The organism is Nitrosomonas marina, assembly GCF_900111605.1.
Lineage (GTDB): Bacteria > Pseudomonadota > Gammaproteobacteria > Burkholderiales > Nitrosomonadaceae > Nitrosomonas > Nitrosomonas marina_A.
In genome coordinates this window covers 12,601-29,091 of sequence record NZ_FOIA01000019.1, presented here as the reverse complement: position 1 = coordinate 29,091, position 16,491 = coordinate 12,601, and the positions used below count along the sequence as shown (strand labels likewise).

At 48.9% G+C, this 16,491-nt stretch carries 16 protein-coding genes; 6 read left to right on the top strand and 10 right to left on the bottom strand.

What is annotated here, in order from left to right:
- Positions 1-36 precede the first annotated feature (36 nt).
- From BMY62_RS09630 to BMY62_RS09610, 5 genes are read left to right on the top strand one after another with little or no spacing between them, the layout of a single operon-like run.
- On the top strand, positions 37-627 hold the full coding sequence (locus BMY62_RS09630; protein WP_256207542.1) for a MotA/TolQ/ExbB proton channel family protein: 591 nt from the start codon (positions 37-39) through the stop codon (positions 625-627).
- 6 nt (positions 628-633) lie between these two features.
- Positions 634-1,038 (top strand): ExbD/TolR family protein, encoded by a 405-nt coding sequence (locus tag BMY62_RS09625; protein WP_090633950.1) that lies wholly within the window; start codon positions 634-636, stop codon positions 1,036-1,038.
- A 19-nt stretch (positions 1,039-1,057) separates the two neighbouring features.
- Entirely contained in the window at positions 1,058-1,708 is a 651-nt protein-coding gene (locus tag BMY62_RS09620) for an energy transducer TonB (protein ID WP_090659108.1), read from the top strand.
- Positions 1,709-1,722: 14 nt separating this feature from the next.
- Positions 1,723-2,895, top strand: a complete 1,173-nt coding sequence (locus BMY62_RS09615; RefSeq protein WP_090659039.1) for a tetratricopeptide repeat protein — start codon at positions 1,723-1,725, stop codon at positions 2,893-2,895.
- Positions 2,896-2,937: 42 nt separating this feature from the next.
- The gene (locus BMY62_RS09610; RefSeq protein ID WP_090659037.1) at positions 2,938-6,156 is read left to right on the top strand and encodes a TonB-dependent receptor domain-containing protein; all 3,219 of its coding nucleotides are present in this window, start codon (positions 2,938-2,940) and stop codon (positions 6,154-6,156) included.
- 20 nt (positions 6,157-6,176) lie between these two features.
- On the opposite strand, the gene hpnA is transcribed toward BMY62_RS09610, so the two are convergent.
- The 10 genes from hpnA to tsaE all read right to left on the bottom strand — a co-directional run bounded on the left by hpnA (position 6,177) and on the right by tsaE (position 15,369).
- Positions 6,177-7,163, bottom strand: a complete 987-nt coding sequence (gene hpnA, locus BMY62_RS09605; protein ID WP_090659035.1) for a hopanoid-associated sugar epimerase — start codon at positions 7,161-7,163, stop codon at positions 6,177-6,179.
- 42 nt (positions 7,164-7,205) lie between these two features.
- Positions 7,206-8,264 (bottom strand): phytoene/squalene synthase family protein, encoded by a 1,059-nt coding sequence (locus BMY62_RS09600; RefSeq protein ID WP_090659033.1) that lies wholly within the window; start codon positions 8,262-8,264, stop codon positions 7,206-7,208.
- A gap of 51 nt (positions 8,265-8,315) precedes the next feature.
- Complete coding sequence (lysA, locus tag BMY62_RS09595) at positions 8,316-9,572, bottom strand: diaminopimelate decarboxylase (RefSeq protein WP_090659031.1); 1,257 nt, start codon at positions 9,570-9,572, stop codon at positions 8,316-8,318.
- The gene (gene lptM, locus BMY62_RS09590; RefSeq protein ID WP_090659029.1) at positions 9,569-9,748 is read right to left on the bottom strand and encodes an LPS translocon maturation chaperone LptM; all 180 of its coding nucleotides are present in this window, start codon (positions 9,746-9,748) and stop codon (positions 9,569-9,571) included. Before lptM ends, lysA begins: the two co-directional genes overlap by 4 nt.
- A 109-nt stretch (positions 9,749-9,857) precedes the next feature.
- Positions 9,858-10,478: an ABC-type transport auxiliary lipoprotein family protein gene (locus tag BMY62_RS09585; RefSeq protein ID WP_090659028.1), complete on the bottom strand. Its 621-nt coding sequence runs from the start codon at positions 10,476-10,478 to the stop codon at positions 9,858-9,860.
- 12 nt (positions 10,479-10,490) lie between these two features.
- Positions 10,491-11,378: an MlaD family protein gene (locus BMY62_RS09580; protein WP_090659026.1), complete on the bottom strand. Its 888-nt coding sequence runs from the start codon at positions 11,376-11,378 to the stop codon at positions 10,491-10,493.
- Positions 11,351-12,157, bottom strand: coding sequence for an ABC transporter ATP-binding protein (locus tag BMY62_RS09575; RefSeq protein WP_090659024.1), 807 nt, complete (start codon positions 12,155-12,157; stop codon positions 11,351-11,353). The genes BMY62_RS09580 and BMY62_RS09575 overlap by 28 nt, the downstream gene beginning before the upstream one ends.
- Before the next feature lie 8 nt (positions 12,158-12,165).
- Entirely contained in the window at positions 12,166-13,311 is a 1,146-nt protein-coding gene (locus tag BMY62_RS09570; protein WP_090659106.1) for an MlaE family ABC transporter permease, read from the bottom strand.
- A gap of 169 nt (positions 13,312-13,480) precedes the next feature.
- Positions 13,481-14,914 carry an N-acetylmuramoyl-L-alanine amidase gene (locus BMY62_RS09565; protein WP_090659022.1) on the bottom strand — a complete coding sequence of 478 codons (1,434 nt, stop codon included), beginning with the start codon at positions 14,912-14,914 and terminating at the stop codon, positions 13,481-13,483.
- Positions 14,875-15,369, bottom strand: a complete 495-nt coding sequence (tsaE, locus tag BMY62_RS09560) for a tRNA (adenosine(37)-N6)-threonylcarbamoyltransferase complex ATPase subunit type 1 TsaE (protein ID WP_090659104.1) — start codon at positions 15,367-15,369, stop codon at positions 14,875-14,877. Before tsaE ends, BMY62_RS09565 begins: the two co-directional genes overlap by 40 nt.
- Here tsaE and queG point away from each other — a divergent pair.
- Positions 15,364-16,491: a tRNA epoxyqueuosine(34) reductase QueG gene (queG, locus tag BMY62_RS09555; RefSeq protein ID WP_090659021.1), complete on the top strand. Its 1,128-nt coding sequence runs from the start codon at positions 15,364-15,366 to the stop codon at positions 16,489-16,491. The genes tsaE and queG overlap by 6 nt on opposite strands.

Genomic DNA, 16,491 nt, shown 5'->3' with positions numbered 1-16,491 from the left:
AAAAGAATGTCCATGAATATGCATGAGTACATCCTGATGTCCAAGGACTTATTCAATGCCGGCGGTTATGTCATGTTGCCGTTGATTTTTTGCGCGCTGCTGTTGTGGTATGGGCTGGGCTATCGCTGCTGGGCATTGAGAACACCGAGAAAAAAAACGATTCATGACATGCTGGTTCTATACAGCAAGCAACCGGATCAATTGGCAAAAAGTATTGTGGAGCAGGCAGCGCAAAGGGCTGTTTCGTTGAATGCACCTGACCGGAAGCATTTACGTCGAATTCTTGACGAAGCTTTTTATGACTATTTCAAAGAAGCCCGAAAATTTTCGGTGCTGGTCAAAACAACCGTTGTTATCGCGCCTTTGCTGGGATTGCTGGGAACTGTAATGGGCATGATCGAAACATTCGATTCACTGGGCTCCATGTCCCTGTTTACCCAGTCGGGCGGTATCGCGGGTGGAATATCTCAGGCACTGATTACCACGCAGATGGGCTTGTCCGTAGCTATTCCAGGATTGTTCCTGCATGGATTTCTCCACAAGAAGCAACAGAAGATTGAGCGGGAGTTAACGCAACTCAAGGAATTGATGTGTACACAGGCTGCAACAGGCCAGACAACAGGATAATTCAAAATGAACATCGACAATTCAGATGAGACGGAAGCATCAATCGATATCGCGCCACTGATTGATATCGTATTTATATTACTGATTTTTTTTATGGTCACCACTACGTTTGTTAAAGACATGCAACTGGAACTGGAGCGACCCAAGGCGAGCAGTTCTGTCGCTGTATCGAGTAAAGCCATTCGTTTGTTTGTGGATCAGCATGGCGATACCTATCTTGATGGCGAGCCAATCCGGGTCTGGTTAATACAAAGCAAATTGCGCGATCTGCTGAGTACATCCACCAATAAAGTAGTTCTGGTAGTCACTGACGAAGGCGTTCCAGCAGGAAAACTGGTTGAAGTCGTCGATCAGGCACGTTTGTCCGGTGCGGAAAGTGTCGGCGTGGCGACCAAAAAAGAAGCGGGATAAATCATGGGGGTAAACGATGATGTCAACATCACAAAAAACAATTTTCAGTAATAAACACAGAATTGCAGCACTTACAATGCTGTTTGGACCGATCTTGATTTTCAATATGATACTGGCCATGAACCACTTTCTGGGACAGATCGAACAAACACCACCGCAGGAAGTTACCGAGATCGCGATGGTCAAACAGATCAAGGAGGAGCCCAAACAGGAAGTGAAAAAAACACCGCCGCCGCGGCGTACGACACCCAATCAGGCGCCAGCACCGTTTACTGGGCTTGACACGGCATTGTCCGGCATCGATTTGGGAATGCTCGGTTTCAATGCCGGTCAGTTAGGTGAGCTGGATGAATCTTTGATAGGCGATACGAGCAATGCCGTGATGACTGCCGAACTGGTCGATGAGCCGCCTCGCGCTGTTTCGACAGGTTCGTTCAGGTATCCGCCTTCGGCAAAGAAAAACGGTATCAAGGGCTATGTTGTGCTATCGATACTGGTTACAGAAGATGGGTCTGTAAGCCAGGTCCAGGTACTGGAATCTCAGCCAAACGGTGTTTTTGATGCCGCGGCACTGCAGGGTATCCGTGCCTGGCAATTCGAACCGGCAAAATACAAGGGTGAAGTAGTCAGGGTATGGGCAAAGCAGCGAATTCGATTTGATTTGTCGTGATCAGGTTTCATTGAATGCGCACACATATCACTGCATTTATCAGGCGAATCGGGATTCTCTGTGTCGCTCTGTTACTGGGTTTTACCGCTACCTACGCCTGCTCCGAAGATAAATCGCAACCGGTTGATTTTCTTGAACTGGCTGCGGTCATGCTCAGGGACGGACACAGCGATCGCGCACTATTGGCCCTGCAAAGCGTCGATCTTGAGGATGAAGATACCGATCTGGCGCGCTTTTATACGTTGCAGGGACTCGCATATATCAATCTGAACGATTTTGTCGCAGCAAAAGACAGTCTGCTGGATGCGATCGCGAACGGCCAGACGGACGCGGTGATCTATACCTATCTCGCGCAGACGCACTATGCACTCAAGGAGTATAAAAACGCTGTTCAGGCGATCGATCAATCAGGCGAACATGCGCAGAAAGCCAATTTAATCACTTTGAAAGCGCAGTCTTACTGGCATATGGAAGAACCAGAGGCGGCGATTCTCGCTCTGAACAAGGGTCAGCAGTTATATCCACAGGACTACAGTTTTCTCAGACGCAAGGTGTTTTATTTTGTCGAGCTGGAGCTGTTTCATGAAGCGGTGAAGCTTGGCAGGGAATATCTTGACCAGTCACAAGCCGCCGCTGAGGATTATATCGCTATCGGTAATGCACTGCGCCTCAGTAAGCAATACCAGGAGGCGCTGGATATTCTGGAAATTGCCCGCTTGCAGTTTCCTGATCATGAAACCGTAGCAAAGCTGCTTGCTCATACCTATCTGGATCTGGGACAGCTGAACGCAGCGGCTTTTATTCTGGAGCAGGCAGCATTGCTGAATCCGGAGTTGTTGTCGGAAGCCGCAGAGGTTTATCGGCGTGCAAACCGTTTTCATAAAGCACTGACACTGAACGAGGGTATACAGGACCAGCAAGTCAAACTCAAACAGCGTTTGTCAATTCTGCTGGCACTCAAGCAATTTGAACGTGCTGCCAATATGGAATCCGGTCTGTACCGTGTTGGTCTTTTGACAGACCAGCATGTTCGATACGCATTGGCGTATGCCTATTTTTCCAGTGGCCGGTTTGAGCAGGCCAGTCAACACCTGGATCATTTATCCGAGAGCGAACTGTTCAGGAAGGGCGTCGAGTTACGCAGGTTGATGCAGGTGTGCAAAGAAGAACCCTGGAAATGCATGTAGCGCTATGAAAACACAATATCCGGCTTGACGGATACCAGAAAAATGACTGAAAACAATATAATAAAAAGTCTGTTTCAACTGTTTGCGCTGCTTGCGGCCTGTTTATTCCCTGTTTCCGCCTGGAGTGAAGCGGAAAATCCTGAACTGGCCGAGTTTTCAATTCATCTGTTTCAGGAAGGAATGCCTGTTGCAGGGGCGGAGTTGATCATTCTCAGCCTGGATTATGAAGTAACCGAGGGTCAATCGATCAACGAAATGCCTGTGTACAGCTGGGGAGGGGATGATCAGGCGGCGCTTAAAACTAATACCAGCGGCAGTATTGCAGCAAAACTGCCGCCGGGCAAATATCATATGACGCTGTCATCGGGCGATCAGTCGTATGCCTTTGATCTGCCGTTGCATCCCGGCGAGAATGCACAGATTCTGCTTACTTTTTTTCCCGACGGGCGCGAGCCTTTACTGAATATTGAAAGTTCTGCGACTGGAACGATGGCAGGTGCCGATGCGATAGTCGAAAAACAGCAGGCAGAAGGCGACGGCATGATCAGCGTACAAGTCCTTTCCGCAGAAACCAGCCGGCCGGTCAAGGATGTACAGGTGTTTATCAGTGGATTGCGGCAACAGTTTCGAACCGATGAAAAGGGAAATATGGAAGCTACAATACCGGCCGGGAATTACAGCGTTTCTTTACTGCATCCGGCGTATAGCAGCCAGACACAGGACGAAGTTGAGATTTCCCTGGATCAGACGACCGATCTGTCTTTTACACTCACACCTGCTGGTGTGGAACTTGCAGAGTACGTCGTGCTGGAGCCGCATCTTGCAGGCACCCTGGCATCGGTAATTGAGGAACAAAAAGCTTCTTCAGAAGTGACGACAGTGCTCGGCGCCGAGCAGTTCAGCCGTAGCGGCGACTCCGATGTGGCCAGCGCACTGCGGCGAGCTTCCGGGTTGACGCTGGTGGGTGGCCAGTTTATTTTCATTCGCGGTCTGGGCGAACGGTTTTCTTCGACGCTGATCAACGGCGCGGCAATCCCGAGCCCGGATGCTACCCGCCGTGTCGTTCCGCTGGATCTGTTTCCCACTAATTTTCTGGACAGCGTACTGGTGCAAAAAACCTATTCGTCGGACAGGCCTGGCGAGTTTGCTGGGGGTACGCTGGAAATGCGTACACGCGGAATACCGGATGAGTTCTTCTTCAATTTCAGCACGAGTACCGGGATTAACGACAATGCGTCTTTTTCTGATAATCTGTCCTATAAAGGCGGAGGAACTGATTTTTTGAGTTTTGATGATGGCGCGCGCAGCCTGCCGAATTCAATTGCGAATGCTATCAGCGGTGGCGGTACGCTGCAGCCGAAGACTCTTTTTAACCCGGATGGGTTTACACCTGAAGAGTTTGAAACGTTTGGCGAAGATCTGTCCGATGTGTGGGACGTATCGACCAAAACGCCCGGACCGGACAGAGGTTTTGATGTCGCGATGGGCAACGTATTTGATATCGGGAACTTCAGAACAGGGTTTATTGCTGCTGGCGGGTGGAGTCAGCAGTTCAGGAATCAGAACGAGATCAATCGTGAATTTACCCCTACGACCGGCAGCGATACCCTGCGGCTGATCCAGGATTTCGATACCAAACGGTCACTGCGAACAATGGAGCTCAACGGATATCTGGGGGCGGATATCGAATATAAAGATAAACACCGCATTTTTTCACGCACCATGTTTTTGCGCCAGGCAGTCGACGAAGCGCGTATCAGCCAGGGATTCACTGACGCAGAAGTGACCGATGTGCGCCGTACCAAGCTGAGGTTCTTTTCCAATCAGTTATTCATGCAGCAGGTCGGCGGCGATCATCAGTTTGACTGGGCCAAGGATCTGTCGATCCACTGGCTGTATACCAATGCAACTGCCAAACGAGATGAGCCCAAAACACGTGATTATCGGTATGATGAAATGACGGACGGCAGCTTTGCATTTTCAAGGCGTGCTGACAGCAATCAGATCCTATATGCCGATCTTGTCGATAAAGATGAAAGTTGGCGCATGGATGCCAAACTGCCGCTGGAAATAACGCCGGATTACAAGTTGAATCTGCATGGCGGATTTATTGATCAGAGTAAAACCCGTGATTCCGGAATAAACCGGTTTGCTTTTTTTCCTGTAGGATCCATCGGGACAAACCCCGCAATTCTTGGGTTGTCATCGCTGGAGTCGATTTTACAGCCTTCCAATATCGGCGCAAACGGGTTTCAGCTGCGCGATACCACGCGTCCGACGGACAGTTATAACGCATCCCAGAAACTGTTTTCCTATTACGGAAAAATGGACCTTGCACTCTATGAACGGTTTAATATCACCGGTGGCGCACGCTGGGAGAAGAATGACCAGTTTGTGGAGACATTCCAGTCTGTCGCCAATTCAAACCAGTCGGTAACGAGCGAAATCAACCGCACGGATATGCTGCCATCCGCAACAGCCACCTGGTTCATATCGGAAAAGCAACAGTTACGCGCCGGTTTCAGTCAAACAATTTCACGGCCGGATTTCCGGGAACTGTCGCCAGCACCGTTTACTGATCTTAATACCAACCAGGAAACGACCGGTAACCCGAATTTGCAGCAGACGGATATCACCAATTTCGATGTTCGGTGGGAGTATTTTCTGTCCACAAGCGAATTGATTATGGCAAGCTTTTTCTGGAAAGATCTGACACAACCGATTGAACTCGTTACACTACCGGGAACGGCCGGCCTCCAGACATATCAGAATGCCGATAAAGCAAGGGTTTTCGGATTTGAGGTGGAATTACTGAAAGGACTGGGTTTTTTGCATCCGTTACTGGAGAATTTCTTTGCCGGTGGCAACTATACCTGGTCGGATTCCAATGTGAAATTGAATGAAGAAAATCTGGGTGCACAGACCACGAATAACCGCGCGCTGCAGGGGCATTCTTCACAAATTTTCAATTTCCAGATCGGTTACGAAAACCCCGCATGGAAAACGCAGGCCACACTGCTCTATAATATAGCCAGCAAACGTATTGTGTCAGCAGGCCTGCTCGGTGCACCCGACAAATTTGAACAGCCGTTTCACCAGCTCGATTTCGTCTTTAACCAGACCGTAAATAAATGGTTGTCTGTACGGCTGAATATGCAGAATCTACTGGATGATGATGTGCTGATTTTGCAAGGCGGCGAATTGACACGGCAATTCCGCAGGGGGCGTCAGTTTAATCTGGGCGTACGTATCAATTTCTGATTGAAGCGGATGATAAATCATCAGTCATAGCCGTTTCCCCGGTACCACTTGACGGCATCCTCAAGCGCCATTCTGGCCGGGCGGAACCGATAGCCCAGTTCACGAGCTGCCTTGTCGCTGGTGAAAAACATCAGCTTTCTGGCCATGCGGAGACTGTCCAGTGTTGCGCGTGGCTCCTTGTGTGTGATTAATGCAATTTTTTCCATGATCCAGGCGACGGGAAACATGAGACCGATAGGCAGGGCGGCACGTTTCCTGCGCTTTCCCAGGATATCGTCAAGAGTTTCCAGAATTTCCAGCAGCGTCATATTATCACCGCCCAGAATATAGCGTTCTCCCGTTTTGCCATGTTCGCAGGCGAGCCAATGGCCGTAGGCGATATCATCGACATGTGCGATATTCAGACCGGTATTGACATAGGCCGGCATTCTGTTGTGCATTACATCAAGGACAATACGTCCAGTGGGCGTCGGGCGTATGTCCCGTGGGCCGATCGGTGCAGAAGGATTGACGATGACGAGTGGCAGCCGATGCTGGTCCGTCAGTTCTTTGACTGCCTGCTCGGCGATGTATTTTGATCGTTTGTAGTGCCCGGTGATGCAGTCCAGGCTCGATGGTGTTGTTTCATTGGCGGGCGTACCGTCTGCAGTTAATCCCAAAGCGGCAACGCTGCTGGTATAAATAATTCGTTTCAAGCCTGCATTGGCGGCAGCGATGATCAGTGCCTTGGTGCCCTGGACATTGATCGCATACATCGTTTGCGGGTCGGGTACCCATAACCGGTAATCAGCGGCAACGTGAAAGAGATAGTCACAACCTTTAACTGCTGCTTCAAGCGACTGGTGGTCGCGCAAATCGCCTTCAGTGACTTCGACGGGCAAATTTTCAATATTGCGCCGGTCGCTGTTGGCTCTGACCAGCAGGCGCACATCGTGGCCAGCTTTAAGTAAGCAGTGCATGACTGCGGAGCCAAGAAAACCTGTGGCACCTGTAACCAATGATTTCATATCAATGCTGCTTTGCTATGGATTGTGGTAAGACTTAAAAAGCTATCGCCTGTAGAATAACTCATCTGAAATTGCTGTATCCGGAAGTTGTTGTGAAATAATTTTGAAGAGCTGGTTCAGTACCCAGTCGTTTCCTGCAAAAATACTCGTAGTCAGGACGGTTGTCTTTACGGTACGGCGGGTAATCTTAACTTGTTGGCCGTCGTGGAAATCGCGATGTCGGTTAATTTTTCTCAGTGTCAGAATCGCCATACCCAGTGCCCACAGGCAAAACCTGCGTATGCCTTTTTCCTGTGGTGGAATCAGACAGGTGTAGATGAGGGCATTGCATAAATGTTTCTTGGCTACGCCGATTAATTCGGCCAACCCCTCCTGGAAACCGGGCTTCGAATGACCAGATTGTAATTCTCGTAGGACAATGCCCTTTTTCAGGAAAATATCCTGCGGCAACCAGCAGGCACCTCGTTTTCTGTCGTCCCAGATATCTTTAAGAATATTAGTCATCTGCAGGCCCTGGCCAAACGAGACTGACAGTTTCATCAGCTCGGATTTGTTACGATTGATTTCGGGTGAATAATCGCAAAACAGCTCTGTCAGCATTTCGCCCACCACGCCCGCAACGTAATAGCAATACAGGTTCATGGCAGGCAAATCCTTCAGGCCGTCTAGTGTTTCAGTTTCCTGATAATCGGCCATGCCGCGGCTCATGATCCGCACACATCGTTCGAGGGCCTTGCGCTGTACCGGATTGAAACTGTGCGTGACCCGGATGACAGCCGGTGTATGTTTGATCAGATCATGCTCGGCCGGGATGGTGTGATCTGACAGCAGGGGATACAGTTCATCGACAAACCGCTCTGCAGCGACATGACCGCAAACGACTTCAGAAAACATGTCAGACAAGTAGCGTGTCTGCTTTGTTGTCAACGCGTTGTCATCTTCGATGGTGTCCGTAATCCGGCAGAGCAGATAGGCATTGCCGATCACATGCCGCAGCATTTCAGGAAGTTGGGGAATCGTCAATGCAAAGGTGCGTGAAACGCCTTTTAATATTTCATCCTGATATTGCGCGTCGTCTAAAGTCGGCGGTTGGCTGATCATAGTGGATTAGTTGAGCGGAAAAACCACATATTACTACATAGCAGCCGTTGTTTACGACGGCAGAATTGCCTCTGGAGCAATCATTTGATCAATAGTTTCACGTGCCCTGATCAGGTGTACGGTTTGCCCGTCAACCATGACCTCGGCTGCGCGTGGACGACTGTTATAGTTGGAGCTCATGCTCATACCGTAAGCACCTGCGGACATGACAGCGAGTAAATCGCCGGCTTCAAGGTTGAGTTTGCGATCATGTCCTAGAAAATCGCCGGTTTCGCAGACCGGACCGACAATCTGATAGTTGCATGATCCCCCGGATCTTTTATTGATCGGCAGAATCTGATGATAAGCCTTGTACAGGGATGGTCGCATCAGGTCATTCATGGCAGCATCCACGATCGCGAAATGACGTTCCGGAGTGTGCTTGATATAAGCCGTACGGGTTAATAGCAGGCCCGCATTGCCAATCAAGGAGCGGCCCGGTTCGATGACCAGGCGTAGTTTCATGGGCCCAAGTGTTTTACGCAACGCCGTAACATAATCCTGAATTGATGGCAGCGCTTCGTTTGTGTAACGTATACCCAGGCCACCGCCGAGATCCAGATGGTTGATTTTCAGGTTATGCGATTGCAGTCGATGCAGCAGGCTCATTAGCCTCTCGCCGGCCTGTACGAATGGATCAAGCTCGGTCAGCTGTGATCCGATATGACAATCCAGACCGATGAAACGGATATTTGAAAAAATATCGGTCGATAAATAAATATGCTCAGCTTCTTCAATCGGTATGCCGAATTTGTTTTCTTTCAGCCCGGTCGAGATGTAGGGGTGCGTTCTGGCATCTACATCGGGATTCACTCTCAGGCTGACTGGAGCAGTCATGTTCATTGCCGCTGCAATCTGATTGAGTAGTTGCAGTTCGCCGATGGATTCGACGTTAAAACAAAGAATATTTGCGGCCAGAGCCATGCGCATTTCGTCCGCAAGCTTTCCTACGCCAGAAAACACAATTTTTTGCGGATCACCGCCGGCTTTCAAAGCACGCTGGAGTTCGCCGCCGGAAACGATATCAAATCCGCAGCCAAGCTTTGCGAGCAGATTGAGAATGGCAAGATTGGAGTTGGCTTTTACTGCATAACAGACTAAATAGTCATCGTCTGCAAAAGCCTGCTGAAATTCATGATAGGTTGCTGATATGGCTGCGCGCGAATAGACATAGCAAGGGGTGCCGAATTTCTGGGCAATGGTTTCCAGAGGCACCTGTTCAGCGTGCAGGATATCCTGCTTATATTCAAAATGGGGAAAATTACTCATTCTTCAGTGTCATCTTTGATAGTAGCGGCTGCAGGCGGCGTGGTCGGCGACATGTTTATTGGCTGCGCTTCGCTCTCCGGCAGGTAGAGCGGCCCTTTGTTGCCACATGCGGTAAAAACGAACAGTGTCACGATGGAACAGGTCAGGATAAATATAAAATATTTCAATTTGTGCACAATCGTTCTCCATTAAAATTTCGAGTACGGGATACTACCATAAAGGTGGAATAATATCGGTGCGATCATGGTTTTCGATTGGTACTGAGTATCTGTGCCACGCTGCTGTTCAGTCCGTACGTATTTCTGACTGCAACCATTCAACCAATCCATCGGCCAGTTTGTTGCTGGCAATGGAAAACGCCTCAACTGCCCCAGCTGCATCGGCTGTTGGCGCAATTTGCTTGATACTGAATATTTTCTGGGCGATCAGCCGGTGTGTATTGTTGACCAGGCTTGCACGAAATCGAATAATGACATGACTGTCATTCAAGGTGTCAAAAACCTGGGAGAACTCTTCAAGTTCTACATGCAGTTCATTTTCAGCAATCGCCATGCTTGAGTCTTTGATGACCAGGTGACGTGTGGCTGTTGTAATTTTGCGTTTGATCTGCTGCGCTAACAGGAAAGCGGGGGGTGATGACCAGCGGCTGTTCGCGTAGGTGTATGACTGGGCTCGGTTATGATATTTGAGGCGATAGTTGATACCACGGTTATCGAGCCATAATGGCGCGGTTATTGGAGCAACAAGTATTTTCCGGCCATCTTTGCCGGAATGCTGACTGTCGGACCCGGACTCGTCCGTATCGTCAGCTGCAAAATTGTAGGTAGCTATGTCTTTGGAAGTCTCGGGCAGGATTGTGCAGCCCGAAACAAACAGCATACTCAAAAATAATATCAAGTTTCTCATTGGATTGTATCGTTATGGCGTTGTAAAGCCGTCTTCGCCGGGGCCAGGCTGCGACGATGGTCGTCCGAAAATAAGCATTTGTGGATTTTCTTCCAGTTGCTGCAAAACACGGTCCAGATTCTGAGAGTTGCGTACCAGACCGTTACTGACCTTGCGTAGCTCTGGAATCGTGGTTGCCATTTCCTGTGCGCTGGTAGACAGGCTGTCTATAATTCCACCCTGTTGGTTTACGTTGCGAATCGATTGATTGATTTCGGTAAGCAATTCATCAAGGTGCCGGACGAGAACACCGGATTCCGTGGTCAAATGCGTCATTGAATCAAGAATAGGCTGCAAATGTCCGGTTACATTGTTGAAATTGTTCATGGCCTTGTCAATATTTTTCAATATATTGGCTATGCGCTCCTGATTTTCATCGTTAAGCAGCTGGTGTACCTGAATAATCAATTCATTGACATTGTTGAGAATGTTCTGACCGTATCCAGTAACTTCATCAAGTAGAGACGGGCGCATCGTTATGCGTGCATCTTCGGGCAGGATTTCTGGAGAAATGACTGATTCATTTCTGAGCTGGACATAAGCCAGGCCAGTTATGCCCTGATACCCCAATTGAGCATAAATATTTTTGGGTAATTGAATATTTCCGTCGATGGCGATATCGATAAGAATCTGTTGCATGTTTTCCGGGTCGAAATAAATCCGGTTAACTTTGCCGATGTTAACGCCGCGATAATACACTGACGCCTGCACGCTTAAACCGGTCACGGATTCCCGCGAAACAACCTGATAATGGTCATGCTCAATAGAATCGCCTTTGAACCATTCCGCTACGATAATCAGCGCGATCCCAAGGCCGATAACAAATAAACCCGCTATGAGGGCATGGGCCCGGTTTTCCATGATAATTCCCTATTGTCGGTATGTTGAAGATTTTTTCGTATGCTTTTAAAAAAACTTTCTACAAATGGATGAGGATGGGTGCATACTTGATCAAGCGTTCCTGTTGCGATGACCTTTTTATCGGCTAAAACCGCGATACGGTCAGACAGACTGACGAGTGTGTCGACGTCATGCGTGACCATGACAATTGTTAAATCCAGTTCTTTACGCATGTTCAGAATCAAACGCACAAAACTTTCACTCAGCTCGGGATCCAGGCCCGCTGTAGGTTCATCCAAAAACAGCAATTCCGGATCGAGTGCCAGCGCGCGTGCCAGAGAGACGCGCTTGATCATGCCTCCAGACAGATTAGCCGGCATCTTATACGCATGTTCCGGTTCGATAGCAACCATATTTAGTTTGATCATAACCAGATCATGAATGATTTGTTCGTTTAACGTGCGCAGTTCACGCAATGGCAACGCAATATTGTCAAAGACGGTCAACGCACTGAATAATGCACCCTGTTGAAATAAAACGCCAGTACGGTTTCGAATGTTTCTTAGCAGCGCGAAATTACAATTATAACGTGATCTGCCAAAAATTCTGACTTCCCCTTTTGCGGGCTGCTCAAGACCCAGCATCTGGCGAAGCAGCGTTGTTTTCCCACTCCCTGAGCCGCCGACCAGCGTCAGGATCTCGCCTTTTTTAACACTCAGATTCAGGTCCTGATGAACGACGTGGCGACCGAACCGGGTATCCAGTCCGTGGATTTCGATTATATCCGGCACGTGTTCCATATGGCAGTTTATATAATTCCGACATCTGAAAAGACAACCGCGAAAATCGCATCGATAATGATAACTACTGTAATTGCCGTCACTACCGATGTTGTCGTGCCTTCTCCGAGACTCTCTGTGTTTGGTTTAACCCTGAGACCGAAATGACAAGCGATGACAGCAATCACCATGCCGCAAACTATGCCTTTTCCGAGGCCAAGCCACAAATTGGCGATCGGTACTGCATCCGGTAAGGAATAAATAAAATAGTAATAATTCAGGCCAAGCTGGATTTCAGCGGCAATAATACCTCCCAGCAGTGCGATGGCGCTGGTCCACAGTACCAGCAGGGGCATCGCGAGGCCCAGACCGATAATTTTAGGAAAGATTAACCGCTGACTGTGGGAAATACCCATGACGGTGAGTGCGTCCAGTTCTTGAGTGACACGCATTACCCCTAATTGAGCAGTCATCGACGAGCCGGAACGGCCAGCAACCAGAATGGCGGCCAGCAGGGGCCCAAGTTCGCGGATAATACTGATACCAAGAATATTGACAATGAAAATATCGGCGCCAAACATCTGTAATTGCTCAGAAGACAGGTAACTCAAAACGATTCCGATCAAAAATCCGACCAATGCTGTAATTCCGAGCGCCTGCGCACCGGTGCGAAAGAGGTTTGCAGAGATCTCACGCCAGGGGATGTAGGCTGGATTACGCAGAAAAAATACAGTATCGAGCAGTAACTGACCGATCATTCTGATTATGCCGGTCAGGTTGTCCCACATCAGCATGGCCAGTCTGCCGGCCGCATAAACCGGCCATAAAAATTTTTTTTGATCGGGTTCAGGTGTCTCTGCCGGCAGGTGCTCGATGCGCTGGAGCATCTTGTCGTGTTCGTCACGCAGGATAAGCTGGGCTGGGCGTTGTGTATCCCAGGCTTTCCACAGCATGACGATGCCTGCATTGTCCATGTATTTGATATTGCTTAAATCCCAGCATAGATCGGGATTCTTCGCATGTTTGGCAAGTTCGGCAGACAATGCCCTGGACCTTTTATTTAAAGCGGCAAGGGTGAAATTACCAGTTAAAGCGATACGGCGCGACTTTCCATCGTCGATAAGCTGATACCACTCCGCGGTGAAACTTGGATTTTGTGTGTTGGTTGGCTTCAAATCGAATGTCTGCTTCGAGTTAGATATCGGCTCAGGATAAAAATTAAAACCGGTTGACTGACTGTATATTACGTCAAACAACTGGTTTTTGCATTATGGCGGGATCGGAAAAAAAAGTAAATTTCTGCTGTAATTATTTCAGGACGTGGATGGAGAATACTCGAGCAACTCAGGGTGCCCGCGCAACATCGGTGCGCGCAGCAAGGGCTGGATTGGTGTCGAAGTATTTTTTGATGCCGCCAAAGATTGCATGCGCCATTTTTTTCTGATAGGTCTTGTTTCTGAGTTTCTTTTCTTCGCTAGGATTGGTAATGAAGGCTGTTTCAACCAGAATAGAGGGAATATCCGGTGATTTGAGTACAACGAATCCGGCCTGTTCAACCGTTTTTTTATGTAACCGGTTGATCTGTCCAAGTTCGTTTAGAACGAATTCGGCGACTTTGACGCTGTCGTTAATTGTGGCACTCATCGACAAATCCAGTATGATCTCGCGCATATTGCCCGTTTTGTCGGTAATATCCACACCGCCAACCAGTTTGCTGTCAACGCTGTTTTCTTTTTGCGCCAGCCAGCTTGCTGCGGTCGAAGTCGCTCCATGTTCCGACAGGGTATACACCGATGAACCGTGTGCATGTGGTCTGGGGCTGCCGTCAGCATGGATGGAAACAAACAAATCAGCATTATGCTTGCGCGCAATTGCCTGTCTGCGTTTGAGCGGAAGATCGAAATCATCGTTACGCGTTAATATAGCGCGCATATACGGTTCTCTGTCTATCAGCGCTTTGAGTTTGCGCGAGATTGCCAGTGTAATATCCTTTTCCCGAGTGCCGCCGTCGCCCACTGCACCTGGATCTCTGCCGCCATGACCAGGATCAATGGCAACGATGATGGTTCTTGGTGGTGACGGTTTGTGGTATTGCGCAACATGAAAACTGCGAGGCGGTTGCGCTGTACTCAGATTATCCGGACCCGTGGGCTTCTTCTTCACCAATGAGGCAACAAGTTCGCCGAGACTGTCATCAGTATCATCCTGTAATCCGAATGTCGGATTTGTGCCACCCATACTGGTTTCTGCAAGAGCCGCCTTGTCCGGGTAATAAATGTCCAGCACCAGCCGGTAACCGTGTTGACCTTCCGGCTTCAGAATAAAAGTACGTGGGACGACATTTATTTTAAGATCAAACACAAGGCGGACGACATGCGGCTTGAACTGTCCAAAGCGGATTCTTTCAACAAAAGGGTCAGCTGGATCGAGCTTGCCCGGCAGGTCCTTGATGACCCGGTTCAGGGTGGCGTTTTCCAGGTCGACGACAACCCGTCCGGGATGTTCCAGCATGCTTAATTCATACTGGATAGGCTGGTCGGATTCCAGCGTAATGCGCGAATAATAATCTGACAGGGCCAGCCGGGCTGAGTTAATTATGATATCCGCCGCCTGGGCGGGCTTGCTGAACAAAAAAACAGTCAGGCAGATTAAAAGCGTTGCCAGAATCATCGAATACGACCATTGACGCTTCGTATGTTCAATTGTGCGAATAGACGAAGAATGTATGAAAACCGCCGTCAATGAGGGGGTTCTGTATCTGGCCAATGCTTCAAACATTGTTCTCCTGCTTCCGTATCAGCGTGAATGACGATATCTCGGCCGGTATCAAGTATTTGAAAATCAACCCGCAAGTCGGCGGCGGGTAATAATCCAACAGCGTTTTCCGGCCATTCGATCAGGCAGATTGAGTCGGAATTGAAGTAGTCCCGGAAACCTGCCTCCTCCCATTCATAAGGATCGTTGAATCGATATAAATCAAAGTGATACAAGTATAACCTAGAAAAATTATAGATTTCAACTAAATTATATGTCGGACTTTTGACCGCGTGCTGGTGGCCGAGTCCATGTAGAATACCCCGTACCAGTGTTGTTTTACCGGCACCCAGGTTCCCGTTCAGGAAAATAACCAGACCCGGCTTGATCACCGTGGCTATTTTTTTTCCGAGAGACAGGGTTGCGGCCTCGTCGGCAAGGTAAAATGAAACATTTGATTTTAGATTTGAATCATGGATACGGCGCAACAGAAAACCTCCTATAACAATTCCTCTGATTGTAAACCTGATTATGTCCGCCTGGCGTCAGAGATCAAGACATGGGGCAGAGAGCTCGGTTTTCAGGACGTGCGTATTGGCAATGCCAATACCGATATGTCCGAAGCGGAAGCAGGTATGTTTGCATGGCTTGAAGATGAAAATCACGGCGAGATGGATTATATGGCAAAACATGGCACTAAACGCTCCCGTCCTGCTGAACTGGTGCCAGGTACACAACGGGTTATATCCGTGCGCATGAATTATTATCCGCCGAATGCGGCGGAAAGCTGGGCTGTGATCAATCAGGGTGATAAAGCATTTATATCACGCTATGCGCTCGGGCGCGATTATCATAAGGTACTGCGTTCGCGCATGCAAAAACTGGCTGACAAAATTCAGCAAGCCATCGGTTCGTTTAACTATCGCGTTTTTTCCGACAGCGCACCTGTCATGGAAGTCGAATGGGCACAGAAATCAGGTCTTGGCTGGCGCGGTAAGCATACGCTATTGCTATCGCGGCAGGCAGGTTCGTACTTCTTTCTGGGTGAAATCTATACCGATCTGTTGCTGCCCGTTGATGAACCTGTTGGTACCAAAGGGAGTTTTTGCGGCAGTTGCACCAAGTGTATCGATATCTGTCCGACACAGGCTATTGTTGCGCCGTTCAAAGTTGACGCGCGACGCTGTATTTCTTATCTGACGATTGAGTTGAAAAGCAGTATTCCCGAATCGTTGCGGCCATTGATAGGCAATCGTATTTACGGTTGCGATGATTGCCAGCTGGTATGCCCCTGGAACAAATTTTCACACCTGACCGGTGAATCGGATTTTCATGTGCGCCATGGACTCGATGATGTTACGCTGGTGGATCTGTTCCGCTGGAATCAGCAGGAATTCGAAACCAGACTGGCGGGTAGTCCGATTCGTCGAATCGGGTATCAGCAGTGGTTGCGCAATATTGCTGTCGGACTTGGTAACGCTCCTTTCTCGGATACTGTCATCGCGGCCTTGCAATCCCGGCTGAACGACCCGTCTGAAATGGTGCGCGAACATGTGCAGTGGGCACTTGAACAACAACATACAAAAAAGGAAACGGAGTAA